The following is an 18115-nucleotide window of genomic DNA, read 5'->3' as shown; positions in this document are numbered from 1 at the left end:
GCCATCACCGCGGTCGGTTCCACCATCGCCCGCTCCGACGAGGCCATCACCGCCGTCGGCGCCACGATCTCCGGCGCACACGGTGCGGTGACCCGGGCCGACGGGCTGCTGGGCCGGGTCGACCCGATGGTCGACGTCTTCCAGGAACCGCTGCTCGCCCTCGCCCCGGCGGTGCGCCGTCTGGCGGCGAGCATAGAGCCGGCCGAGGTCGAGGCGGTGGTCGCGTTCATCGACCGGCTGCCGCAGCTCATGTCCCACCTCGACGAGGACGTCCTCCCGGTCCTGGCCTCGATGGGCAACGTCGGCACAGATGTGCACGACCTGCTCGACACCATGCAGGACCTGCGGCACGTGGTGAAGGGCTTCCCCGGCTCACGGCTGTTCCGCCGGCGGGGCGCGGAGGAGATCGCGGAGGACGAGGAGCAGCAGGCCGCAGAGGGCGGGTGACGGCCGGGAACCGGTGCGCCCGGCTCCCGGCCGCCGCTCAGGTCTCGGTCGGGTAGCCCAGCGCCCGGACCACGTCGCCGATCCGCTCATACGTCTCCCCCTCGGGCAGCCGCCGCAACTCGTCGACGACGGCGTCCGGGGCCCGATGGTCCAGGGCCGCCTCGACGAGGGTCGGCCCGTCGCTCGGGAAGTCGGCCCGGTCCAGCCAGCGGGCCAGCTCGGCCCGGGCGACGACGGCGTCCTCGGTCATGCCCGCCGGGACGCCACCGACCAGCGTGCCCGCGGGGCTGCTGTCGATGTCCGGGTCGCCCTCGGCCTGGGGCTCCACCTCCCGCCACTCCTCGGCACGGGTGGACCGCTCGGCCTTCAGCATCCCCTGGATCTCGTGCTCGAGCTCCTCGTCGACCCGCGGGCTGTGCTTGGTGCTGCGGGACGCCGTCCCGGCGAACTGGTCTGCGCTCTCGCTCACGATCGCTCTCCTGTTGCCTCGTTCCGGTGGCGCCCGGTCACTTCTCGTGCAGGGCGCCGGGCTTGTGCACCGCGGTCTTGCCGGTCTTGTCGCTCTCGACCTCGAACTGCGGCTCGTCCTTGCTGGCCTTGACCTTCCGGCCGGCCGCCTCCGTCTCCGAGGTGATCTTGCGCTTGACGGTGCCCTCGACCTCCTGGCCGTGGCTCTTCCAGCTGACGTGGTCACCCTTCGAGATGTCGTCGGACATCTGGCCCTCCCTGACTGCTCGGCGCGGTAGCTGCCCCCTGCCCGGCCCGGGTCCCGGACACACATCACCCGTCCGGGAGGCCGGATCACCCGTGCGGGCACTGACGTCCGCGGATTCGTCACGTAGCGTTCGGCCCGACGAGGATCGTTCACCGTTCTCGCTGCTCAGAGCGGGGTGCGCGAACACGGACAGTGAAGGACTCGTCCTCGATCGCCGGCCCGGTCGACCCCATTCCCCCGGGGCCGGCCGGGTCGGCCCGCATCTAGGCTGGGGTTCCGTGACCGCCCCTGACCCCACCCGGCCGGTCGACGTCCTCACCGTGACCTCCGTCCGCGGCGTCACCCCCTCGGTGCGCCGCATCGTGCTCTCGGGCACCCGCGAGGCGGTCGTGGCCGCCGGGCCGACGATCTCGCTGCTCGTCCCCCGCGTCGGCGACCCCGCGCCGCGCTGGCCGTCGGTGCAACGGGACGGGCGCATCGTGTGGCCCGAGGGCGCGCACGGCGTGAGCCTGCGCAGCTACACCGCCCGCCGTCAGGAGCCCGACCGCGGCGAGGTGGAGATCGACTTCGTCCTGCACGGGGACGGTCCGGCGGCGACCTGGGCCGGCGCCGCCGGACCCGGGACGACGGTGGCCGTCGCCGGCGGCGGCCCGCTGGGCGACCGTCCGGCCGCCTGGCTGCTGCTGGCCGGTGACGAGACGGCCCTGCCGGCGATCACCCGCATCCTGGCGGCGGCGTCGCCGTCGACCCGCGGTGTCGCGCTCGTGGAGGTCGCCGACGCCGCCGAGGAGCAGCCGCTGCCGGCGCCGGAGGGGGTGGCGGTCCGCTGGCTGCACCGCGGCGGCACCCCGCCGGGGGAGGGCACGCTGCTGACGGACGCCGTCGCGGCGCTGGCGCGGCCCGACGGCGAGGACGTCTTCGCCTGGGTGGCCGCGGAGTCCGCCACCGTCCGGGCGGTGCGCGCCGACCTGCGCGGCCGGTGGGGGCTGGGCCGGGCACAGCACCACGCGATCGGCTACTGGCGGCGCGGCCGGGCGATGGGCGGCGGCTGAGCGTCGTCCAGACTCCTCACAGGGAACGCCCAGGGCAGCTCCAGCACGGGGCCGCACCCTCGTCCCATGACCACCGCTGCGCGTTCGACGGGAGGTGCTGTGACCAGCACCAACAAGGGCACCGCGCCGGAGGCGCGCCTCCTCGTCGTGGACGACGAACCCAACATCCGCGAGCTGCTGTCGGCCAGCCTGCGCTACGCCGGTTTCGAGGTCGAGACAGCCGCGGACGGGCAGCAGGCGCTGGCGATGGCGACGTCCTTCCGCCCCGACCTGCTCGTGCTCGACGTGATGATGCCGGGGCTGGACGGCTTCGGCGTCGTCCGCCGGCTGCGGGAGAGCGGCCGGCACACCCCCGTGCTCTTCCTGACCGCGCGCGACGCCGCGGAGGACAAGGTGTCCGGGCTGACCCTGGGTGGGGACGACTACGTCACCAAGCCGTTCAGCCTCGACGAGGTGCTCGCCCGCATCCGGGCGGTGCTGCGCCGCAGCACCGGCCCGCAGCGCCTGGCCCACTCCCCCCGGCTGTCCTTCGCCGACATCGAGCTGGACGAGGAGTCGCACGAGGTGGTCAAGGCCGGCGAGGTGGTCAGCCTGTCGCCGACGGAGTTCAAGCTGCTGCGCTACCTCATGGCCAACGCCGGGCGGGTGCTGTCGAAGGCGCAGATCCTCGACCACGTGTGGAACTACGACTTCAACGGCGACGCCAACGTCGTGGAGTCCTACATCTCCTACCTGCGCCGCAAGGTCGACACCACCGAGCCGCGGCTGCTGCACACCATCCGCGGCGTGGGCTACACGCTGCGGCTGCCCCGCGGCTCGTGACCTCGCCTGCGGCACCGGGCACCGACGCGGCACCATCGGGCACGGGGTCGATGAGCACCGGCGAGGAGGGCGCGTGACGGACGTCGCGAGGTCCCGCCGCGAGGCACCGCCGGACGCGCCGTCACCGGCCGGCGTCGGCGAGTTCCTGCAGGACGCCGGCACGTCCCGACGGCGGGACGGGAGAGCACCCGTGCGCGCCCGATTCAGGCGCCCGATGCCGCTGCGGGTCACCCTCGTGGCACTGCTCACCGCACTGGTCGCCGTGGCGCTGACCCTCACCGGGATCGCCACGAGCGCTCTGCTCGAGAACTCCGCCCGGGACCAGCGAAACCAGCAGCTGAACGAAACGCTGGCCAGGTACGAGGACAGGCCGTGGTTCCGCGACGGGTGCCGGGAACCACGGTGGGGGTCTCAGGAGGCCTCGATCGGGACGATCTACGTGGCTTGCCTGACCTTCGAGGGTGGCGAGCCCACCCTGGTCCCCGCGCCGCCAGAGCCCGGCGTGAGCCCTCCGGTGATCACCCGCGGTGTTGTCGCACGGCTGCTCGACGACCCCGACCGACCTGTGTTCACGGAGGCGCGGGACGGGACGAACTGGCTGCTGGTGGACCGGGACCTCGGGAACGGTGTGGTCGCGATCGCGGGCATCGACCTCGACAGCGACGACGACCTGCTGCGGCAGCTGGTCGCCTTCCAGGTGGTGGTCGGCCTCGTCGTGCTGGCCCTGCTCGCAGGTGCCGCGTCCGTCCTGGTGCGCAACAGCCTGCGACCGCTGACCGAGGTGGAGCGCACCGCCGCCGCCATCGCCGCCGGCGACCTCTCCCAGCGCGTCCCGGCCGCCGACGACCGCACCGAGGTGGGCCGGCTGGCCCGAGCGCTCAACGGGATGCTCAGCCGCATCGAGCACGGCTTCCGGGCGCAGCAGGCGTCCGAGGAACAGGCGCGCGCCTCGGAGACCCGGATGCGCCGGTTCGTCGCCGACGCCAGCCACGAGCTGCGCACCCCGCTGACCTCGATCCGCGGCTTCGCCGAGCTCTACCGGCAGGGCGCTGTGGGCAGCCCGGAGGAGACCGCCCGGCTGATGCAGCGCATCGAGTCCGAAGGCGCCCGGATGGGTCTGCTCGTGGAGGACCTGCTGCAGCTGGCCCGGCTGGACCAGCAGCGCCCGCTCACCATCACCCCGGTCGACCTGGCCGAGGTCGCCGGCGACGCCGTCCACGACGCCCGCGTCGTCCAGCCCGACCGGCCGATCACGCTGCACGTGGACGAGGCGCTCAGCGAGCTGCCCGTGGTCCTCGGGGACGAGGCCCGGCTGCGGCAGGTCGTCGGCAACCTGGTGACCAACGCGCTGGTGCACACGCCGCCGACCGCGGCGCTCACGGTCACCGTCTCCGACGAACCGGCACCCGCGGACGCCGCGCCGGACGGCGAGGACGGCGGCATGGTCGTGCTCCGGGTGGCCGACCAGGGCCCGGGCATGGCCCCCGAGCACGCAGCGCGGGTGTTCGAGCGCTTCTACCGGGCCGACGCCTCCCGAGCGAGGACGGCGGGCGGCACCGGCCTGGGCCTGGCCATCGTCAGCGCGCTGGTGGCCGCGCACGGCGGCACCGTGCACCTGGACACCGCCCCCGGGCGGGGCGCGGTGTTCACCGTCCGGCTGCCCCGCTCCGGCCCCGGCCCGGCGGCCTGACCCCGGGGACGGTGCGGTTACCGTCCGCGGGTGACCTCCGACATGGGCGGGCAGCCCCACGACGCCGACCTGATGGCCGCGGTGACCGAGCTCGGCACGGCCCTGCGGCAGCTGGTGGACGCCTCGGTGCTCACCACCGTCCCCGCCGACCAGCTGCGGGCCGCGGCCGCCGACGCGCAGGCCGTCACCGCCCGGCTGGCCGCCTCGCAGCGGCCGGCGACACAGCTCCCCGCGCTCGACGACCCCGTGGTCTTCCGCCGGGTCTACAGCCCGGTGAGCGGCGTGGGCAGCGCGCTGGCCCCGCCGGTGCGGATCCGCCGGGTCGAGGGCGGTGTCGTCGCCGAGGCGCTGCTGGGCCCCGCCTACGAGGGCCCGCCGGGCTACGTGCACGGCGGCGTGAGCAGCCTGCTCATGGACCAGCTGCTCGGCTCGGCCGCCATCGCCGCGGGGTTGTGGGGCATGACCGTCCACCTCGAGGTGGACTACCGGCGGCCGGTGCCGCTGTCGACGCCCCTCACCATGCGGGCGCAGGTCACCGAGACCGCCGGCCGCAAGTGCGTCGTCACCGGCACCATCGCGACCGCGGCGGCGCCCGACCGGACGCTGGTCGAGGCCCGCGGCGTGTTCGTCCTGCCCCGCGAGGAACTGCACGCCGACTACTTCGGCACGATCACCGACGCCACGGGCCGGCACCGGCCCCCGGCGCGCCCCACCGACGCCACGGCCCTCTCCGATGCCGACGCGTGACGTCGAGGTCGCCGCGGCGGCGGCCCGGGCGGCCGCCGCCGTCCTCGTGGGGCTGCGGGAGGAGGGCCGGCTCACCGGCCGGGCGCTCGGGGACGCCGGCGACGCCGCCGCGCAGGCCGCGATCGCCGGGGTGCTGGCCGAGCACCGTCCGGACGACGCGGTCTTCAGCGAGGAGGCGGCCGACGACCGCGCCCGGCTGACCGCCGGCCGGGTGTGGATCGTCGACCCGCTCGACGGCACCCGGGAGTACGGCGAGGCGCCCCGGCCGGACTGGGCGGTGCACGTCGCGCTGTGGGCCGCCGGCGAGCTGACGGCGGCCGCGGTGGCGCTGCCGGCGCTGGGCGAGGTGCTGGTCACCGACCCCGCCCCCACCGTGCCCGCGCCCGGGGCCGGCCGGCCGCGGATCGCGGTCAGCCGCAGCCGCCCGCCCGCGGTGGCCGCCACCGCCGCGGCCGCCCTGGACGCCGAGCTGGTGCCGATGGGGTCGGCCGGGTGGAAGGTGACCGCCGTCGTCCGCGGCGAGGCCGACGCCTACGTGCACGCCGGCGGGATGTACCAGTGGGACTCGGCCGCGCCGGTCGCGGTCGCCCGGGCGGCGGGCCTCACCGCCGTCCGGCTCGACGGCTCACCACTGGTCTACAACGGCCCGGACGCCTGGCTGCCGGACCTGCTGGTGTGCCGCCCGGAGCTGGCCGGCCGGCTGCTGGCGGCGGTGCGCGCGGGGTCGTCGCCGGCGTCCTAGGGGGATGGCGGAGACTGGACGCCGGGAATCCTCCCCGGGCCGGTGCGGTTGCTGCTGGTTCGAGCCCTGCCCCCGATCCCCCGGAGCACGAGCGCGTGAGCACCCCTGACTACCGGCTCTCCCAGCTGGAGACGCTGGAGGCCGAGTCCATCCACGTCATCCGCGAGGTGGCCGCGGAGCTCGAGCGCCCGGTGCTGCTCTTCTCCGGCGGCAAGGACTCGATCGTGATGCTGGAGCTGGCCCGCAAGGCGTTCGCGCCGGCCCGCATCCCCTTCCCGGTCATGCACGTCGACACCGGGCTGAACTTCCCCGACGTGCTGGAGTTCCGCGACAAGCGCGTCGCCGAGCTCGGCGTGCAGCTGATCGTCGCCTCGGTGCCCGACGCCATGGCCAGGGGCCTGGTCAAGGAGGAGCCCAACGGTTCCCGCAACCGCATCCAGACCCCGGTGCTGCTCGACGCGGTCGAGGAGCACGGGTTCACGGCGCTGTTCGGCGGCGCCCGCCGCGACGAGGACAAGGCCCGCGCCAAGGAGCGGGTGTTCTCCTTCCGCGACGAGTTCGGTCAGTGGGACCCGAAGAACCAGCGCCCCGAGCTGTGGGACCTCTACAACGGCCGCATCCACCTCGGTGAGTCGATCCGGGTCTTCCCGCTGTCGAACTGGACCGAGCTCGACATCTGGCAGTACATCGCCCGCGAGCAGATCGCCATCCCGCCGCTGTACCTCGCCCAGGAGCGGGAGGTCGTCGAGCGCCAGGGGATGCTCTACGCGGTCAACGACTTCATCCGCCCGAGGGACGGCGAGCAACCGTTCCGGGCGACCGTCCGCTACCGCACCGTCGGCGACGCGAACCTGACCGCCGCCGTCCGCTCGGAGGCCACCACGGTCGAGGAGGTCATCGCCGAGATCGCGGTCACCCGGATGACCGAGCGCGGCGCGACCCGCGGCGACGACAAGGTCAGCGACGCCGCCATGGAGGACCGGAAGAAGGAGGGCTACTTCTGATGGCTCCTGACACGAACACCGCAGTCCCGCTCGACGCCGACGGCGCCGTCGACGTCCACTCCCCCGTCGCCGAGCACGCGGTGGAGCTCGCCACCGCGCGCAAGGACATCGTGCGCATCGCCACCGCCGGCTCGGTGGACGACGGCAAGAGCACGCTGATCGGCCGGCTGCTGTACGACAGCAAGGCGATCTTCGAGGACCAGTACGAGGCGGTGGCCCGCGCCAGCAAGGGCGACCACGTCGACCTGGCGCTGCTCACCGACGGCCTGCGGGCCGAGCGCGAGCAGGGCATCACCATCGACGTCGCCTACCGCTACTTCACCACCCCGCGGCGCACGTTCATCCTGGCCGACACCCCCGGCCACGTGCAGTACACGCGCAACATGGTCACCGGCGCCTCGACCGCCGACCTGGCGATCGTGCTGGTCGACGCCCGCAAGGGCATGGTCGAGCAGAGCCGGCGGCACGCCTTCCTCGCCTCGCTGCTGCGGGTGCCGCACCTGGTGGTCGCGGTCAACAAGATGGACCTCGTCGGCTGGTCGCAGGAGGTCTTCGACGGGATCGCCGACGAGTTCAGCGCGTTCGCGGCCAAGCTGAGCGTGCCGGACCTGACCCTCGTCCCCATCTCCGCGCTGCACGGCGACAACGTCGTCACCCACTCGACGAACACGCCCTGGTACGAGGGCCCGACGCTGCTCCACCACCTGGAGCACGTGCACGTGGCCAGCGACCGCAACCTCACCGACGCGCGGTTCCCGGTGCAGTACGTCGTCCGGCCGCAGACCGAGGAGCACCACGACTACCGCGGCTACGCCGGCACCGTCGCCAGCGGCGTCTTCCGGGTCGGCGACGAGGTCACCGTGCTGCCCAGCGGCCTGCCGGCGACGGTCGCCGGCATCGACGGTCCGCGCGGCCCGGTGGCGGAGGCCTTCCCGCCCATGGCGGTGACCCTCCGGCTGGCCGACGACCTCGACGTCTCCCGCGGCGACCTGATCGGCAAGCCGGAGAACGCGCCCACGGCCACCCAGGACCTCGACGCGCTGGTCTGCTGGATGGCCGAGGAGCCGCTGCGGCCACGGCAGCGGATCGCGGTCAAGCACACCACCCGGACGGTGCGGGCGATGGTCAAGGAGCTGGCCTACCGGCTCGACGTCAACACGCTGCACCGGGACCGGGACGCCACCGAACTCGGCCTCAACGACATCGGCCGGGTGCGGCTGCGGGTCACCCAGCCGCTGTTCGTCGACGACTACACGCGCAACCGGGTGACCGGCCGGTTCATCCTGGTCGACGAGGCCAGCAACGCCACGGTCGGCGCCGGGATGCTCACTCCCGCCGGGTGAAGGTGAAGGATCACCCTCCTCCCCACGCCTCGGAGAAGGACCCCGGCCCCACTGCAGGGTCCCGCCGCGAGCTTGCGAGCGGTGGGGGGCAGGGAGGTCCTTCATCCATCCCTCGGAGGAGGACCCCGTCCTCCCCACCCGTCGCAGGCTCAGGGCGGGACCCGGGACGGGGCCGCGGGCAGGATCGCCGGGTAGTGCAGTGACGGGGACGAGGCCACCCGGGACGGCGCGCTCCGGCTGGGCCGCGGTGCTGTTCGTGGCCGCCGTCGCCGCCGTCGCGCTCAACCAGCGACCGGCCGTCGTCGCCGTGGCCCCGCTGCTGGGCGACCTGCGGGCCGACACCGGCCTCTCCCCCGCCATGGCCGGGCTGCTGACCACGCTGCCGGTGCTCTGCTTCGGCGCGTTCGCCCCGCTCGCGCCACGGATCGCCCGACTGGTCGGGCTGGAGTCGGCGGTCGCGGCGTCGCTGCTGGTGCTGGCCGCGGGCATCGCGCTGCGGCTGTTCCCACCCGTGGCCCTGCTGTACGCCGGTAGCCTGCTGGTGGGGGCGGCGATCGCCGTCGCCAACGTGCTGATGCCCGCCTACGTCAAGCGGGAGGCCGCCCGGCCCGGCCTGGTGATGGGGCTGTACTCCGCGTCGCTGAACGTGGGGGCGGCAGTCGGCGCCGCGGCCACCGTCCCGTTCGCCGCGGCCGTCGGCTGGGACTGGCGCGGCGGGCTGGCCGGCTGGCTCGCGCTCGCGCTGGCCGGGCTCGCGTTGTGGCTCCCGGTCGCCGGCACCGGCCGGGTGCGCCGGGCCCCCCGCGACGCGGTGCCCGGGGGCGGCTCCTGGACGCTGCTGCGCCAGCCGCTGGCCCGCCGGGTGACGCTGTTCATCGGGCTGCAGAGCGTGCAGTTCTACTCGATCGGCGCGTGGCTGCCGACGCTGCTGGCGGACGCCGGGGTGCCGGTGTCGGAGGGCGGTCTGCTGCTCGGGCTGAGCAACGCCGCCGGCGCCGTGGGAGCGCTGGTGGCGCCCGCCCGGGCCGGGCGGATGCACGGCCAGCGCCCGCTGGTGCTCGCCGTCCTCGCCGCCTACGTCGTGGGGCTCGGCGGGCTGTTGCTGGTGCCCGGGCAGGGCACGTCGGTCTGGGTCGCCGCGTTCGGTCTGGCCCAGGGCGGCGGCTTCGCCCTGGCGCTCACCCTCATCGTGCTGCGCAGCCCGACCCCCCTGACCGCGGCCCGGCTCGGCGGGGTGGCCCAGTGCGTGGGCTACCTATTGGCCGCCGTCGGCCCGCTGGCGGTGGGGTGGCTGTACGACCTCACCGGTGGCTGGACGGCCCCGGTGCTGCTGCTGGCCGCCTGCCTGGTGCCGATGACCTGGGCCGGCTGGGGCGCCGCGCGCGACGAGCTGCTCCGCACCGGCGAGCGGCCGCGGGCGGCCAGCCCGGTGTGAGCGGGCCGACCGCCGGCCCCGTCCCCGGCCTCGTCCAGAGGCTCCCCGCACGGCCCTGTCCCGGGTCCCGCCCTGAGCCTGCGAGGGGTGCGGAGGACGGGTCCCTCCTCAGCCGGCGGGGTCGGCGTTCGGGTCGGGCGTCTTGCTGGCGTCGCCGTCCCAGTCCTTGCCCGCCACGTCGGCGTGCTCGGAGATGCTGTCGGTCTGCTCGGCGACAGTGCGCACCATCTCCTCGTCGGAGAGCCCCTCGCCCGCGCTGTACGTGTTGCCGTTCGGCTCGCTCATGCCGTCTCCTCCTCCGTCGATCGGTCCTCCCGCCCGTCCCCGCGAGCCGTCGTCGGCAAACCCGGCCAGGGGCTACGGCTGCGGGGCCGCGAGCTCGAACCAGACGGCCTTCCCGTCGGCGTGGTCCTCGGCGCCCCAGCGGTCGGCGATGCTCTCCACCAGCCGCATGCCGCGCCCCCGCGGGGCGCCGACCTCGAACTGCTGCACGACCGGGCGGAGGGCCGAGCCGTCGACGACCGAGATGCGCAGCCAGTCCTCGGACAGGGAGAGCTCGACGGTGAAGGAGGCCTGCCCGGCGACGTGGTCGACCACGTTGGCGACGAGTTCGGTCACGAGGAGCGCGGCGTCACCGGCGTCGTGCGGCGCCTTCCAGGCACCCAGCAGGTCGAGCACCAGGTGGCGGGCGACCGGGACGCTGGCCGGTACCGGTCTCAGGTCGACCGCGGCGGTGAGCGTGGACATCGGGTCCCCCTCGTCGTCGGGGGTCCGGGCGCTCGTGAACCCGTGGGCGCGATCCCCGTGTCGCGCCACCCCGTTGTGCGCAACCTAGGGGACGGGATGGTCGCACGCAACGACCATTGCCCGCGTGTGCAGTTGCGTGTCACGGCCCTTGCACTCCGCCCTCCGGGTATGGATAGTGGACAACAGGATTGCCTGCACCACACAAGAGGCGAAGGGCCCGTGCCGATGCCGATCGACCGCGCCGAGCAGGACCCGGCCGTCCGGGCGCTCACCGAGCTCGTGACCGTGCTGGACAGCTGCATGGCAGAACTCGGCGGCGCCCGGGTGCGAGCCGAGAAGCTGCTCGAGGAGCGGCAGTCCGGCCGCTCCTGGCTGGACATCGTGACCACCGAGTCCCGGCCGCTGGTGGTCGAGCAGATCAGCTCGGTGATGGCGGCCCTCGCCAGCGCCGGAGGTGCGTGGCGGCGCGAGCAGGCGTACGCCCTGGCCTCCGAACAGGTCAGCATCAACCGGATCGCCGCCATGTTCGGCGTCACCCGGCAGCGGATCTCGGCCCTGTTGCGCGAACGCGCCCGCACCGCCCATGCCTGAGAGAGGACCCCCGCCACTCGCCGGCTCGCGGCGGGACCCTGCAGGGGCCGCTTGGAGCCCGGGGACGCCGTGGCCTCCGGCTACGCCGTCACAGCATCGATGGCCTTGTACACCCGCTGCTCCGACACCGGCCGCGGCGTACCGACGGTCTGGGCGAACAGGCTGACCCGCAGCTCCTCGATCATCCAGCGGACCCGCGCGACCGGGTCGTCGGGCGCCCCCGTCGAGGGCACCCGCGCGCGCAACTGCTCGTACTCGGCGGTCACCGCGGCGACCTGCTGCAGCCACAACTCGTCGCGGACGGCGTTGGCCGGCAGCTTCTCCAGCCGGTGCGCCATCCCCTTGAGGTAGCGCACCAGGTCCGGCAGCCGGCGGCGCCCGGCCGTGGCCACGAAGCCCCGGTGCAGCAGGCCGCCCATCTGCCGGCGCAGGTCCGCGACCGCCGCCTCGGGCACCCGGCGCCCGGGCGCCGCACCGATCGCGACGGCCACCTCCCGCGCCTGGACCAGCACCGCCTCGACCCGCCGCACGGTGTCGGTGGTCAGCGGGAGGAGCTGGGCGCGGGCGGTCTGCACCAGCGCGGCGAAGCCGGCCTCGTCGCGCGGCGGGCCGCCCGCGGCAGCGAGCAGGTCGTCGGCGGCCGCGTCCACGCAGTCGTCGACCAGAGCCGGGATCTCGCCGTCGGGGTTGAACTGCAGCGCCAGCCGGGTGGTCGGCGACAGTCCCTTGACCACCTGCCGGGTCGGTGAGCCGGCGACGAGCACCAGCAGCCGCCGGGCACCGCGCCAGGTCAGCCGGGTGGCCTCGGCCTCGGTGGCCACCACGCGGACGCCGACCGTCGTCCCCTCGTCGACCAGCGTGGGGTGGGCGGTGACCACGTGCCCGCCCCGGCGGACCTCGACCGTGCGCGGCAGCTCCCCGAACGACCACGACGTCAGCCCGGTCCGCTCCACGTCCGCGGCCGCGGTGGCCAGGCTCGCGCGGGCCTGCGGGGCGACCTGCGCGCGCAGTGCCTGCAGGTCCTTGCCGGTGGCCAGCGGCCGGTGCCGGTCGTCGACGACCCGGAACGTCGCCCGCAGGTGGTCGGGCACCTGGTCGGGTGCCCACGCGTCCGGCGGGACGACGACCCCGGCGGCGCGGCGCAGCTCCCGCTCGAGCGCCGGCAGCAGCGGCTCGGTCGGCGCGACGCGCGGCAGCACCTCGCGCACCCGGTCGGGGATCGGCACCAGCGCGCGGCGCAGCTGCTTGGGCAGGGTGCGCAGCAGCGCGGTCACCAGCTCCTCGCGCAGCCCCGGGACGGTGAAGGCGAGCGACTCCCCGGAGGTCCGCTCCGCGACGGTGTCGAGCACGGCCAGCGGGACGTCGACGGTGACGCCGTCGGTCGGGGTGCCCGGCGCGAACGCGTAGGACAGCGGCAGGGTGAGCCCCTGGCTCAGCGGCACCTCGTCGGGGTAGTCCTCGACCCGCACCTGCCCGGCCGCCGCGGCGTTGGTGAGCAGCTCGGGCGTGAGGGTGAGCAGGTCCGGCTGCTCGTGCCGGGCGCGCTTCCACCACTTGTCGAAGTGCCGGGTGGAGACGACGTCGGCCGGGATGCGGGCGTCGTAGAGCTCGAACAGCGTCTCGTCGTCCACCCGGATGTCCCGGCGCCGGGCCCGCTCCTCCAGCTCGGCGACCCGCTGCACCGCCTTCTGGTTGTCGTGCCAGAAGCGGTGGTGCGTCGTCCACTCGCCCTCCACGAGGGCGTGCCGGATGAACAGTTCGCGGGAGACGACCGGGTCGATCGAGCCGTACTGCACGCGGCGGCCGACGACCAGCGGGATGCCGTAGAGGGTGACCCGCTCGGTGGCGACGACCGAGCCGCGCTTGGCGTCCCAGCGCGGCTCGGAGTACTGCCGCTTCACCAGGTGGCCGGCCAGCCGCTCGACGACCTCGGGGTCGATGCGGGCGACGGTGCGGGCGAACAGTCGGCTGGTCTCCACCAGCTCCGCGGCGACCACCCAGCGCGGCGGCTTCTTCGCCAGCGGGGTGCCCGGTGCGAGGACGAAGCGGGCGTTCCGGGCGCCCAGGTACTCGCGGCCGCGGCCCCGGTTGTTCTTGCCGTCCTCCACCTGGAGCCCGACGTGGGACAGCAGCCCGGAGAGCAGAGCGGCGGAGATGCCGCGCTCGTCGGGCTCGGCCGGGAGCTCGCCCGTGGCCATGCCCAGCCGGCGGGCGGTGCTGCGCAACTGGCCGTAGAGGTCCTGCCACTCGCGGATGCGCAGGTAGTGCAGGAACTCGCGCTTGAGGGTGCGGCGGAACTGGCTGCCCGAGAGCGCCTCCTGCTGCTCACCCAGGTAGCGCCAGAGGTTGAGCAGCGCGAGGAAGTCGGAGTTCTCGTCGGCGAACCGCGCGTGCGCCTGGTCGGCGGCCTGCTGGTGCTCGGTGGGCCGCTCGCGCGGGTCCTGGATGGTCAGCCCGGCTGCGATGATCAGCACCTCCTCCAGGACGCCGCGCCGGTCGGCCTCGACCACCATGCGCGCCATCCGCGGGTCGAGCGGCAGCGTGGCGAGCGCCCGGCCGGTCGGCGTCAGCCCGCCCGCGTCGTCGAGGGCGCCGAGCTCCTCCAGCAGCGCGACGCCGTCGGCGACCGCCCGGCGGTCGGGCGGGTCGATGAACGGGAAGTCGGCGACGTCCCCCAGGTCGAGGGCGGCCATCTGCAGCAGCACGGCGGCGAGGTTGGTGCGCAGGATCTCCGGGTCGGTGTACTCGGGCCGGCTCTCGAAGTCCTCCTCGGTGTAGAGCCGGATCGCGATGCCGTCGGAGGTGCGCCCGCAGCGGCCCGACCGCTGCCGCGCCGAGGCCTGGCTGATCGGCTCGATCGGTAGCCGCTGCACCTTGAGCCGGGAGCTGTACCGGGAGATGCGCGCGGTGCCCGGGTCGACGACGTAGCGGATGCCCGGGACGGTGAGCGAGGTCTCGGCGACGTTGGTCGCCAGCACGATCCGCCGTCCGGGATGCCCCTGGAAGACGCGGTGCTGGTCGGCGGCCGACAGGCGCGAGTAGAGCGGCAGCACCTCGACGGAGGGGAAGCGCTCGGTGAGGGCGTCGGCGGTGTCGCGGATCTCCCGCTCGCCGGCGAGGAACACCAGGACGTCGCCCGGGCCCTCGGCGGCCAGCTCGTCGACGGCGTCGGCGACGGCGGTGACCTGGTCGCGGTCCGGGTCGGCGTCCGGGTCGTCGGGGTCGACCACCGGGCGGTAGCGGACCTCCACCGGGTAGGTCCGCCCGCTGACCTCGACGACCGGCGCGTTCCCGAAGTGCTTCGCCACCCGCTCGACGTCGATCGTCGCCGAGGTGATGACCAGCTTGAGGTCGGGACGCCGGGGCAGGATCTGCGCCAGGTAGCCCAGCAGGAAGTCGATGTTGAGGCTGCGCTCGTGCGCCTCGTCGAGGATGAGGGTGTCGTACTGACGCAGCAGCCGGTCGCGGCCGATCTCGGCCAGCAGGACGCCGTCGGTCATGACCTTGACGAGCGTCGTGTCGCCGACCTGGTCGGTGAAGCGCACCTTCCAGCCGACGACCTCGCCCAGCGGGGTCTCGAGCTCCTCGGCGATCCGCTCGGCCACGGTGCGGGCGGCGATCCGCCGCGGCTGGGTGTGCCCGATCCGGCCCCGCACGCCGCGGCCGAGCTCGAGGGCGATCTTGGGCAGCTGGGTGGTCTTGCCGGAGCCGGTCTCCCCCGCCACGACGACCACCTGGTGGTCGCGGATCGCCGCGGCGATGTCGTCGCGGCGGGCACTGACCGGCAGCTCGGCGGGGTAGCGGACCGTCGGGACGGCGGCGCGACGGCGGGTGATCCGCTCCTCGGCGGCCGCGACGTCGGCGGCGATCCGCGCCCGCTGCCGGGTGCGCGCCTCGTCGTCCCTGGTCCGGCGGGTGCCGTCGAGCCGGCGGCGCAGCCGGTGCTCGTCCTCCAGGGTGAGGCCGGCCAGCCGCGCGCGCAGGTCGTCGGGCGGGGTGGTCACGACGGTCTCCTCAGGCGGGGTCAGGGGTCCGCGCAGCCGCAGACGAGGGCCGTGCGCGGTCTCCAGGATCGCACTGCGCCCGGCCGGGCGGGCGTGGGCCACGCCACTTGCATGCGCGGCACAACTGGTTGCTTGATCGGTACAACCGGTTGTACGGTGCACGTGTCCCCACCGTCGTCCCGTGGAGTGCCCGTGCCGCCGTCCTCCCCCGTGCCCGGTCCCGCCACACCCGGCGACGACCGGCTCGCCGAGCTGCGCACGCTCGGCGAGCAGCTGCCGCGCTTCGTCCGGCTGGTGCACGCCCTCAAGGCCGGCCAGGCCGCCGAGGGGCGCGCGGCGCTGGTCCTGCTGTTCCCGCTGGAGCGGCTCGGCCCCATGCGCCAGGGGGCCCTGGCCGAGCTGGTGCACGCCGACCCCTCCACCGTCAGCCGGCACGTGGCCGCCCTGATCGAGCAGGGCCTCGTCCAGCGCGTCGCCGACGAGACCGACGGGCGGGCCAGCCGGCTGGTCGTCACCGACGCCGGCCGCGCGGCCCTCGGCCAGGTCCGCGCCGAGCGTGAGGCCCACCTGGCCCGGGTCACGGCCGACTGGCCGGCCGCGGACCTCAGCGCCCTCACCCACCTGTTCGGTCGTCTGCTCGACGACCTCGCCGCGTCCCTGCCCACCGAGCCCGTTCCCGCGCCGGTCGCCGCCCCATCGAGAGAGAAGTGATGACCTCCACCACCCGCACCAGCGCGGCCGAGCGGAGGGACGCCCGGGCGGCGGCCTCCGCGCCCGGCACGGACGGCGCCTTCACGCACCGGCAGATCCTCACGATCATCGCCGGGCTGATGGTCGCGATGTTCCTCGCGGCCCTGGACCAGACCGTCGTGGCGACGGCGATCCGCACCATCGCCGACGACCTGCAGGGCTACGACCTGCAGGCCTGGGCGACGACGGCCTTCCTGATCACCTCGACGATCTCCACGCCGCTGTACGGGAAGCTCTCCGACATCTACGGGCGGCGGCCGTTCTACCTGTTCGCCATCGGCGTCTTCGTCGCCGGCTCGGTGCTGTGCGGCATCGCGGACTCGATGTACCAGCTGGCCGCCTACCGGGCGATCCAGGGCATCGGCGCCGGCGGCCTGATGTCGCTGGCCCTGGCGATCATCGGCGACATCGTGCCGCCGCGGGAGCGCTCGCGGTACCAGGGCTACTTCATGGCGGTCTTCGGCGCCTCCAGCGTGCTCGGCCCGGTCATCGGCGGCTTCCTCGCCGGCCAGACCTCGCTGCTGGGGCTCACCGGCTGGCGCTGGATCTTCTTCATCAACGTGCCGCTCGGCCTGCTCGCCTTCCTCGCCGTCTACCGCGTGCTGCACCTGCCGCACGTGCGGCGCGACCACCGCATCGACTGGCCGGGCGCGCTGGCGCTGGTGACGTTCATCGTGCCGCTGCTGATCGTCGCCGAGCAGGGCCGGCTGTGGGGCTGGACGTCGGGTCGCGCGCTCGCCTGCTACGCCATCGGGGCCGTCGGCTTCGTGCTCTTCCTGCTGGCCGAGCGGGCCTACCGCGACGAGGCGCTGCTGCCGCTGCGCCTGTTCGGCAACCGCAGCTTCACCGTCGCCAGCCTCGGCAGCGTGGTGATCGGCGCGGGCATGTTCGGCGGCCTGCTGCTGCTCCCGCAGTACCTCCAGATCGTCCACGGCTCGAGCGCGACGGTCGCCGGCCTGCAGATGATCCCCCTGGTCGCCGGGATCATGATCGGCGCGATGAGCTCGGGGATCACCATCTCCCGGACCGGCAAGTACAAGGTCTTCCCGCTCGCCGGCACCACGCTGATGGTCGCGGCACTGCTGGGGCTGTCCGTCGTCGTCGGCGCGGAGACCTCGATCTGGACGCTGGTGCCGTTTATGGTGCTGCTCGGCATCGGGCTCGGCTTCAACTTCCAGCCCGCGGTCCTCGCGGTGCAGAACGCCGTGCCGCCGAGCCAGATGGGCGTGGCCACCTCCTCGGTCACGTTCTTCCGGCAGATGGGCGCGACGGTCGGCACCGCGGTCTTCCTGTCGGTGCTGTTCAGCCGGCTGCCGGTGGACATCGAGGAGTCGCTGACCTCTGCGGCGGCGACCGACCCGCGGGTGGCCGAGGCGCTGCAGGGCGGTCAGCTGCAGTCCGCCTCGGACCTGTCGGACACCTCGTTCATCCAGGACCTGCCGTCCTTCCTGGCGCTGCCGTTCAAGGCCGGGTTCTCGAACTCGATCGACCTGGTGTTCCTCATCGCCGCGTGCGTGGCGGCCGTCGGGTTCGTCGTCTTCCTGTTCCTGCCGCAGCTCGCCCTGTCGAACAAGTCCGGCATCCAGGCCGCCCGGGAGGCGGCGCGGCAGACCGCCGGCGACCCGTCCGCCGACGTGCCGGGCGAGCAGGCCACGCAGGCGGTCGGCGCCGCGGCCCCGACGTCCACCGCTCCCCCGGCCGGCCGGCCCGGGGACGCCGCCCACCACGGGCACCGGGCGGCCCCCGACGCGAGGGCGGACGGCCACGCTCGCCGGCACGTCGGCCGGCACGAGGCGAGGGGGCACACGCCCAGCGGTCTGGCGTCCATCCCCGCCGACCACCTGGACGACGGCGCGGCGCGACGGCGCGACTGAGCCCGACCGCTCCCGGACCACGACAGGCAGTGGCCCCTCCCGCGACAGCAGGAGGGGCCACTGCCGTGTCGGCGCCGCCCCGGGTTGGCACCTGGCCGCGGTGTGCACCGGTCCGCGGGGGCCCGCAGGGTTCCCCGGCCGGGACACGGGCA

At 74.5% G+C, this 18115-nt stretch carries 16 protein-coding genes and 1 pseudogene; 12 read left to right on the top strand and 5 right to left on the bottom strand.

What is annotated here, in order from left to right; genetic code table 11:
* Window positions 1–447: pseudogene (locus BLW63_RS25355) on the top strand (hypothetical protein); the annotation flags it as partial.
* A gap of 37 nt (window positions 448–484) precedes the next feature.
* Here BLW63_RS25355 and BLW63_RS25350 read toward each other — a convergent pair.
* Window positions 485–916 (bottom strand): DUF2795 domain-containing protein, encoded by a 432-nt coding sequence (locus tag BLW63_RS25350; protein ID WP_091162348.1) that lies wholly within the window; start codon window positions 914–916, stop codon window positions 485–487.
* A 37-nt stretch (window positions 917–953) separates the two neighbouring features.
* The gene (locus BLW63_RS25345; protein ID WP_091162346.1) at window positions 954–1163 is read right to left on the bottom strand and encodes a hypervirulence associated TUDOR domain-containing protein; all 210 of its coding nucleotides are present in this window, start codon (window positions 1161–1163) and stop codon (window positions 954–956) included.
* A gap of 277 nt (window positions 1164–1440) precedes the next feature.
* Here BLW63_RS25345 and BLW63_RS25340 point away from each other — a divergent pair, with 277 nt between their 5' ends.
* The 8 genes from BLW63_RS25340 (at window position 1441) to BLW63_RS25305 (ending at window position 9997) form a co-directional block, all read left to right on the top strand.
* Window positions 1441–2214, top strand: a complete 774-nt coding sequence (locus tag BLW63_RS25340; protein WP_091162344.1) for a siderophore-interacting protein — start codon at window positions 1441–1443, stop codon at window positions 2212–2214.
* Between the two features lie 99 nt (window positions 2215–2313).
* The gene (locus BLW63_RS25335; RefSeq protein ID WP_091162343.1) at window positions 2314–3036 is read left to right on the top strand and encodes a response regulator transcription factor; all 723 of its coding nucleotides are present in this window, start codon (window positions 2314–2316) and stop codon (window positions 3034–3036) included.
* Window positions 3037–3109: 73 nt separating this feature from the next.
* The gene (locus tag BLW63_RS25330) at window positions 3110–4726 is read left to right on the top strand and encodes a sensor histidine kinase (RefSeq protein WP_244522806.1); all 1617 of its coding nucleotides are present in this window, start codon (window positions 3110–3112) and stop codon (window positions 4724–4726) included.
* A 30-nt stretch (window positions 4727–4756) separates the two neighbouring features.
* Complete coding sequence (locus BLW63_RS25325) at window positions 4757–5473, top strand: PaaI family thioesterase (RefSeq protein ID WP_091162341.1); 717 nt, start codon at window positions 4757–4759, stop codon at window positions 5471–5473.
* Complete coding sequence (locus tag BLW63_RS25320; protein WP_091162339.1) at window positions 5460–6215, top strand: inositol monophosphatase family protein; 756 nt, start codon at window positions 5460–5462, stop codon at window positions 6213–6215. The genes BLW63_RS25325 and BLW63_RS25320 overlap by 14 nt, the downstream gene beginning before the upstream one ends.
* 95 nt (window positions 6216–6310) lie before the next feature.
* On the top strand, window positions 6311–7219 hold the full coding sequence (gene cysD / locus BLW63_RS25315; protein ID WP_091162337.1) for a sulfate adenylyltransferase subunit CysD: 909 nt from the start codon (window positions 6311–6313) through the stop codon (window positions 7217–7219).
* Complete coding sequence (locus BLW63_RS25310; protein WP_091162336.1) at window positions 7219–8562, top strand: sulfate adenylyltransferase subunit 1; 1344 nt, start codon at window positions 7219–7221, stop codon at window positions 8560–8562. Before cysD ends, BLW63_RS25310 begins: the two co-directional genes overlap by 1 nt.
* A gap of 199 nt (window positions 8563–8761) precedes the next feature.
* Entirely contained in the window at window positions 8762–9997 is a 1236-nt protein-coding gene (locus BLW63_RS25305; protein ID WP_170856976.1) for an MFS transporter, read from the top strand.
* 108 nt (window positions 9998–10105) lie between these two features.
* Here the strand turns inward: BLW63_RS25305 and BLW63_RS27175 are convergent, their stop codons facing one another.
* Window positions 10106–10282 carry a hypothetical protein gene (locus tag BLW63_RS27175; RefSeq protein WP_170856975.1) on the bottom strand — a complete coding sequence of 59 codons (177 nt, stop codon included), beginning with the start codon at window positions 10280–10282 and terminating at the stop codon, window positions 10106–10108.
* 72 nt (window positions 10283–10354) lie between these two features.
* A complete protein-coding gene (locus BLW63_RS25300; protein ID WP_091162333.1) occupies window positions 10355–10744 on the bottom strand; it encodes an ATP-binding protein in 390 nt (129 codons plus the stop codon).
* A gap of 225 nt (window positions 10745–10969) precedes the next feature.
* On the opposite strand from BLW63_RS25300, the gene BLW63_RS25295 reads away from it, so the two are divergent.
* The gene (locus BLW63_RS25295; RefSeq protein WP_091162352.1) at window positions 10970–11335 is read left to right on the top strand and encodes a hypothetical protein; all 366 of its coding nucleotides are present in this window, start codon (window positions 10970–10972) and stop codon (window positions 11333–11335) included.
* A gap of 80 nt (window positions 11336–11415) precedes the next feature.
* On the opposite strand, the gene hrpA is transcribed toward BLW63_RS25295, so the two are convergent.
* The gene (hrpA, locus tag BLW63_RS25290) at window positions 11416–15339 is read right to left on the bottom strand and encodes an ATP-dependent RNA helicase HrpA (protein WP_091162332.1); all 3924 of its coding nucleotides are present in this window, start codon (window positions 15337–15339) and stop codon (window positions 11416–11418) included.
* 192 nt (window positions 15340–15531) lie between these two features.
* Between hrpA and BLW63_RS28735 the strand changes: the two genes are divergently transcribed.
* Together BLW63_RS28735 and BLW63_RS25280 are read left to right on the top strand one after the other, a co-directional pair.
* Entirely contained in the window at window positions 15532–16050 is a 519-nt protein-coding gene (locus BLW63_RS28735; RefSeq protein ID WP_091162329.1) for a MarR family winged helix-turn-helix transcriptional regulator, read from the top strand.
* Window positions 16050–17963, top strand: coding sequence for an MDR family MFS transporter (locus BLW63_RS25280; RefSeq protein ID WP_091162350.1), 1914 nt, complete (start codon window positions 16050–16052; stop codon window positions 17961–17963). The genes BLW63_RS28735 and BLW63_RS25280 overlap by 1 nt, the downstream gene beginning before the upstream one ends.
* Window positions 17964–18115: the final 152 nt, after the last annotated feature.

This window comes from Geodermatophilus africanus, assembly GCF_900107105.1.
GTDB lineage: Bacteria > Actinomycetota > Actinomycetes > Mycobacteriales > Geodermatophilaceae > Geodermatophilus > Geodermatophilus africanus.
This window is presented reverse-complemented; position numbering and strand designations above follow the sequence as displayed.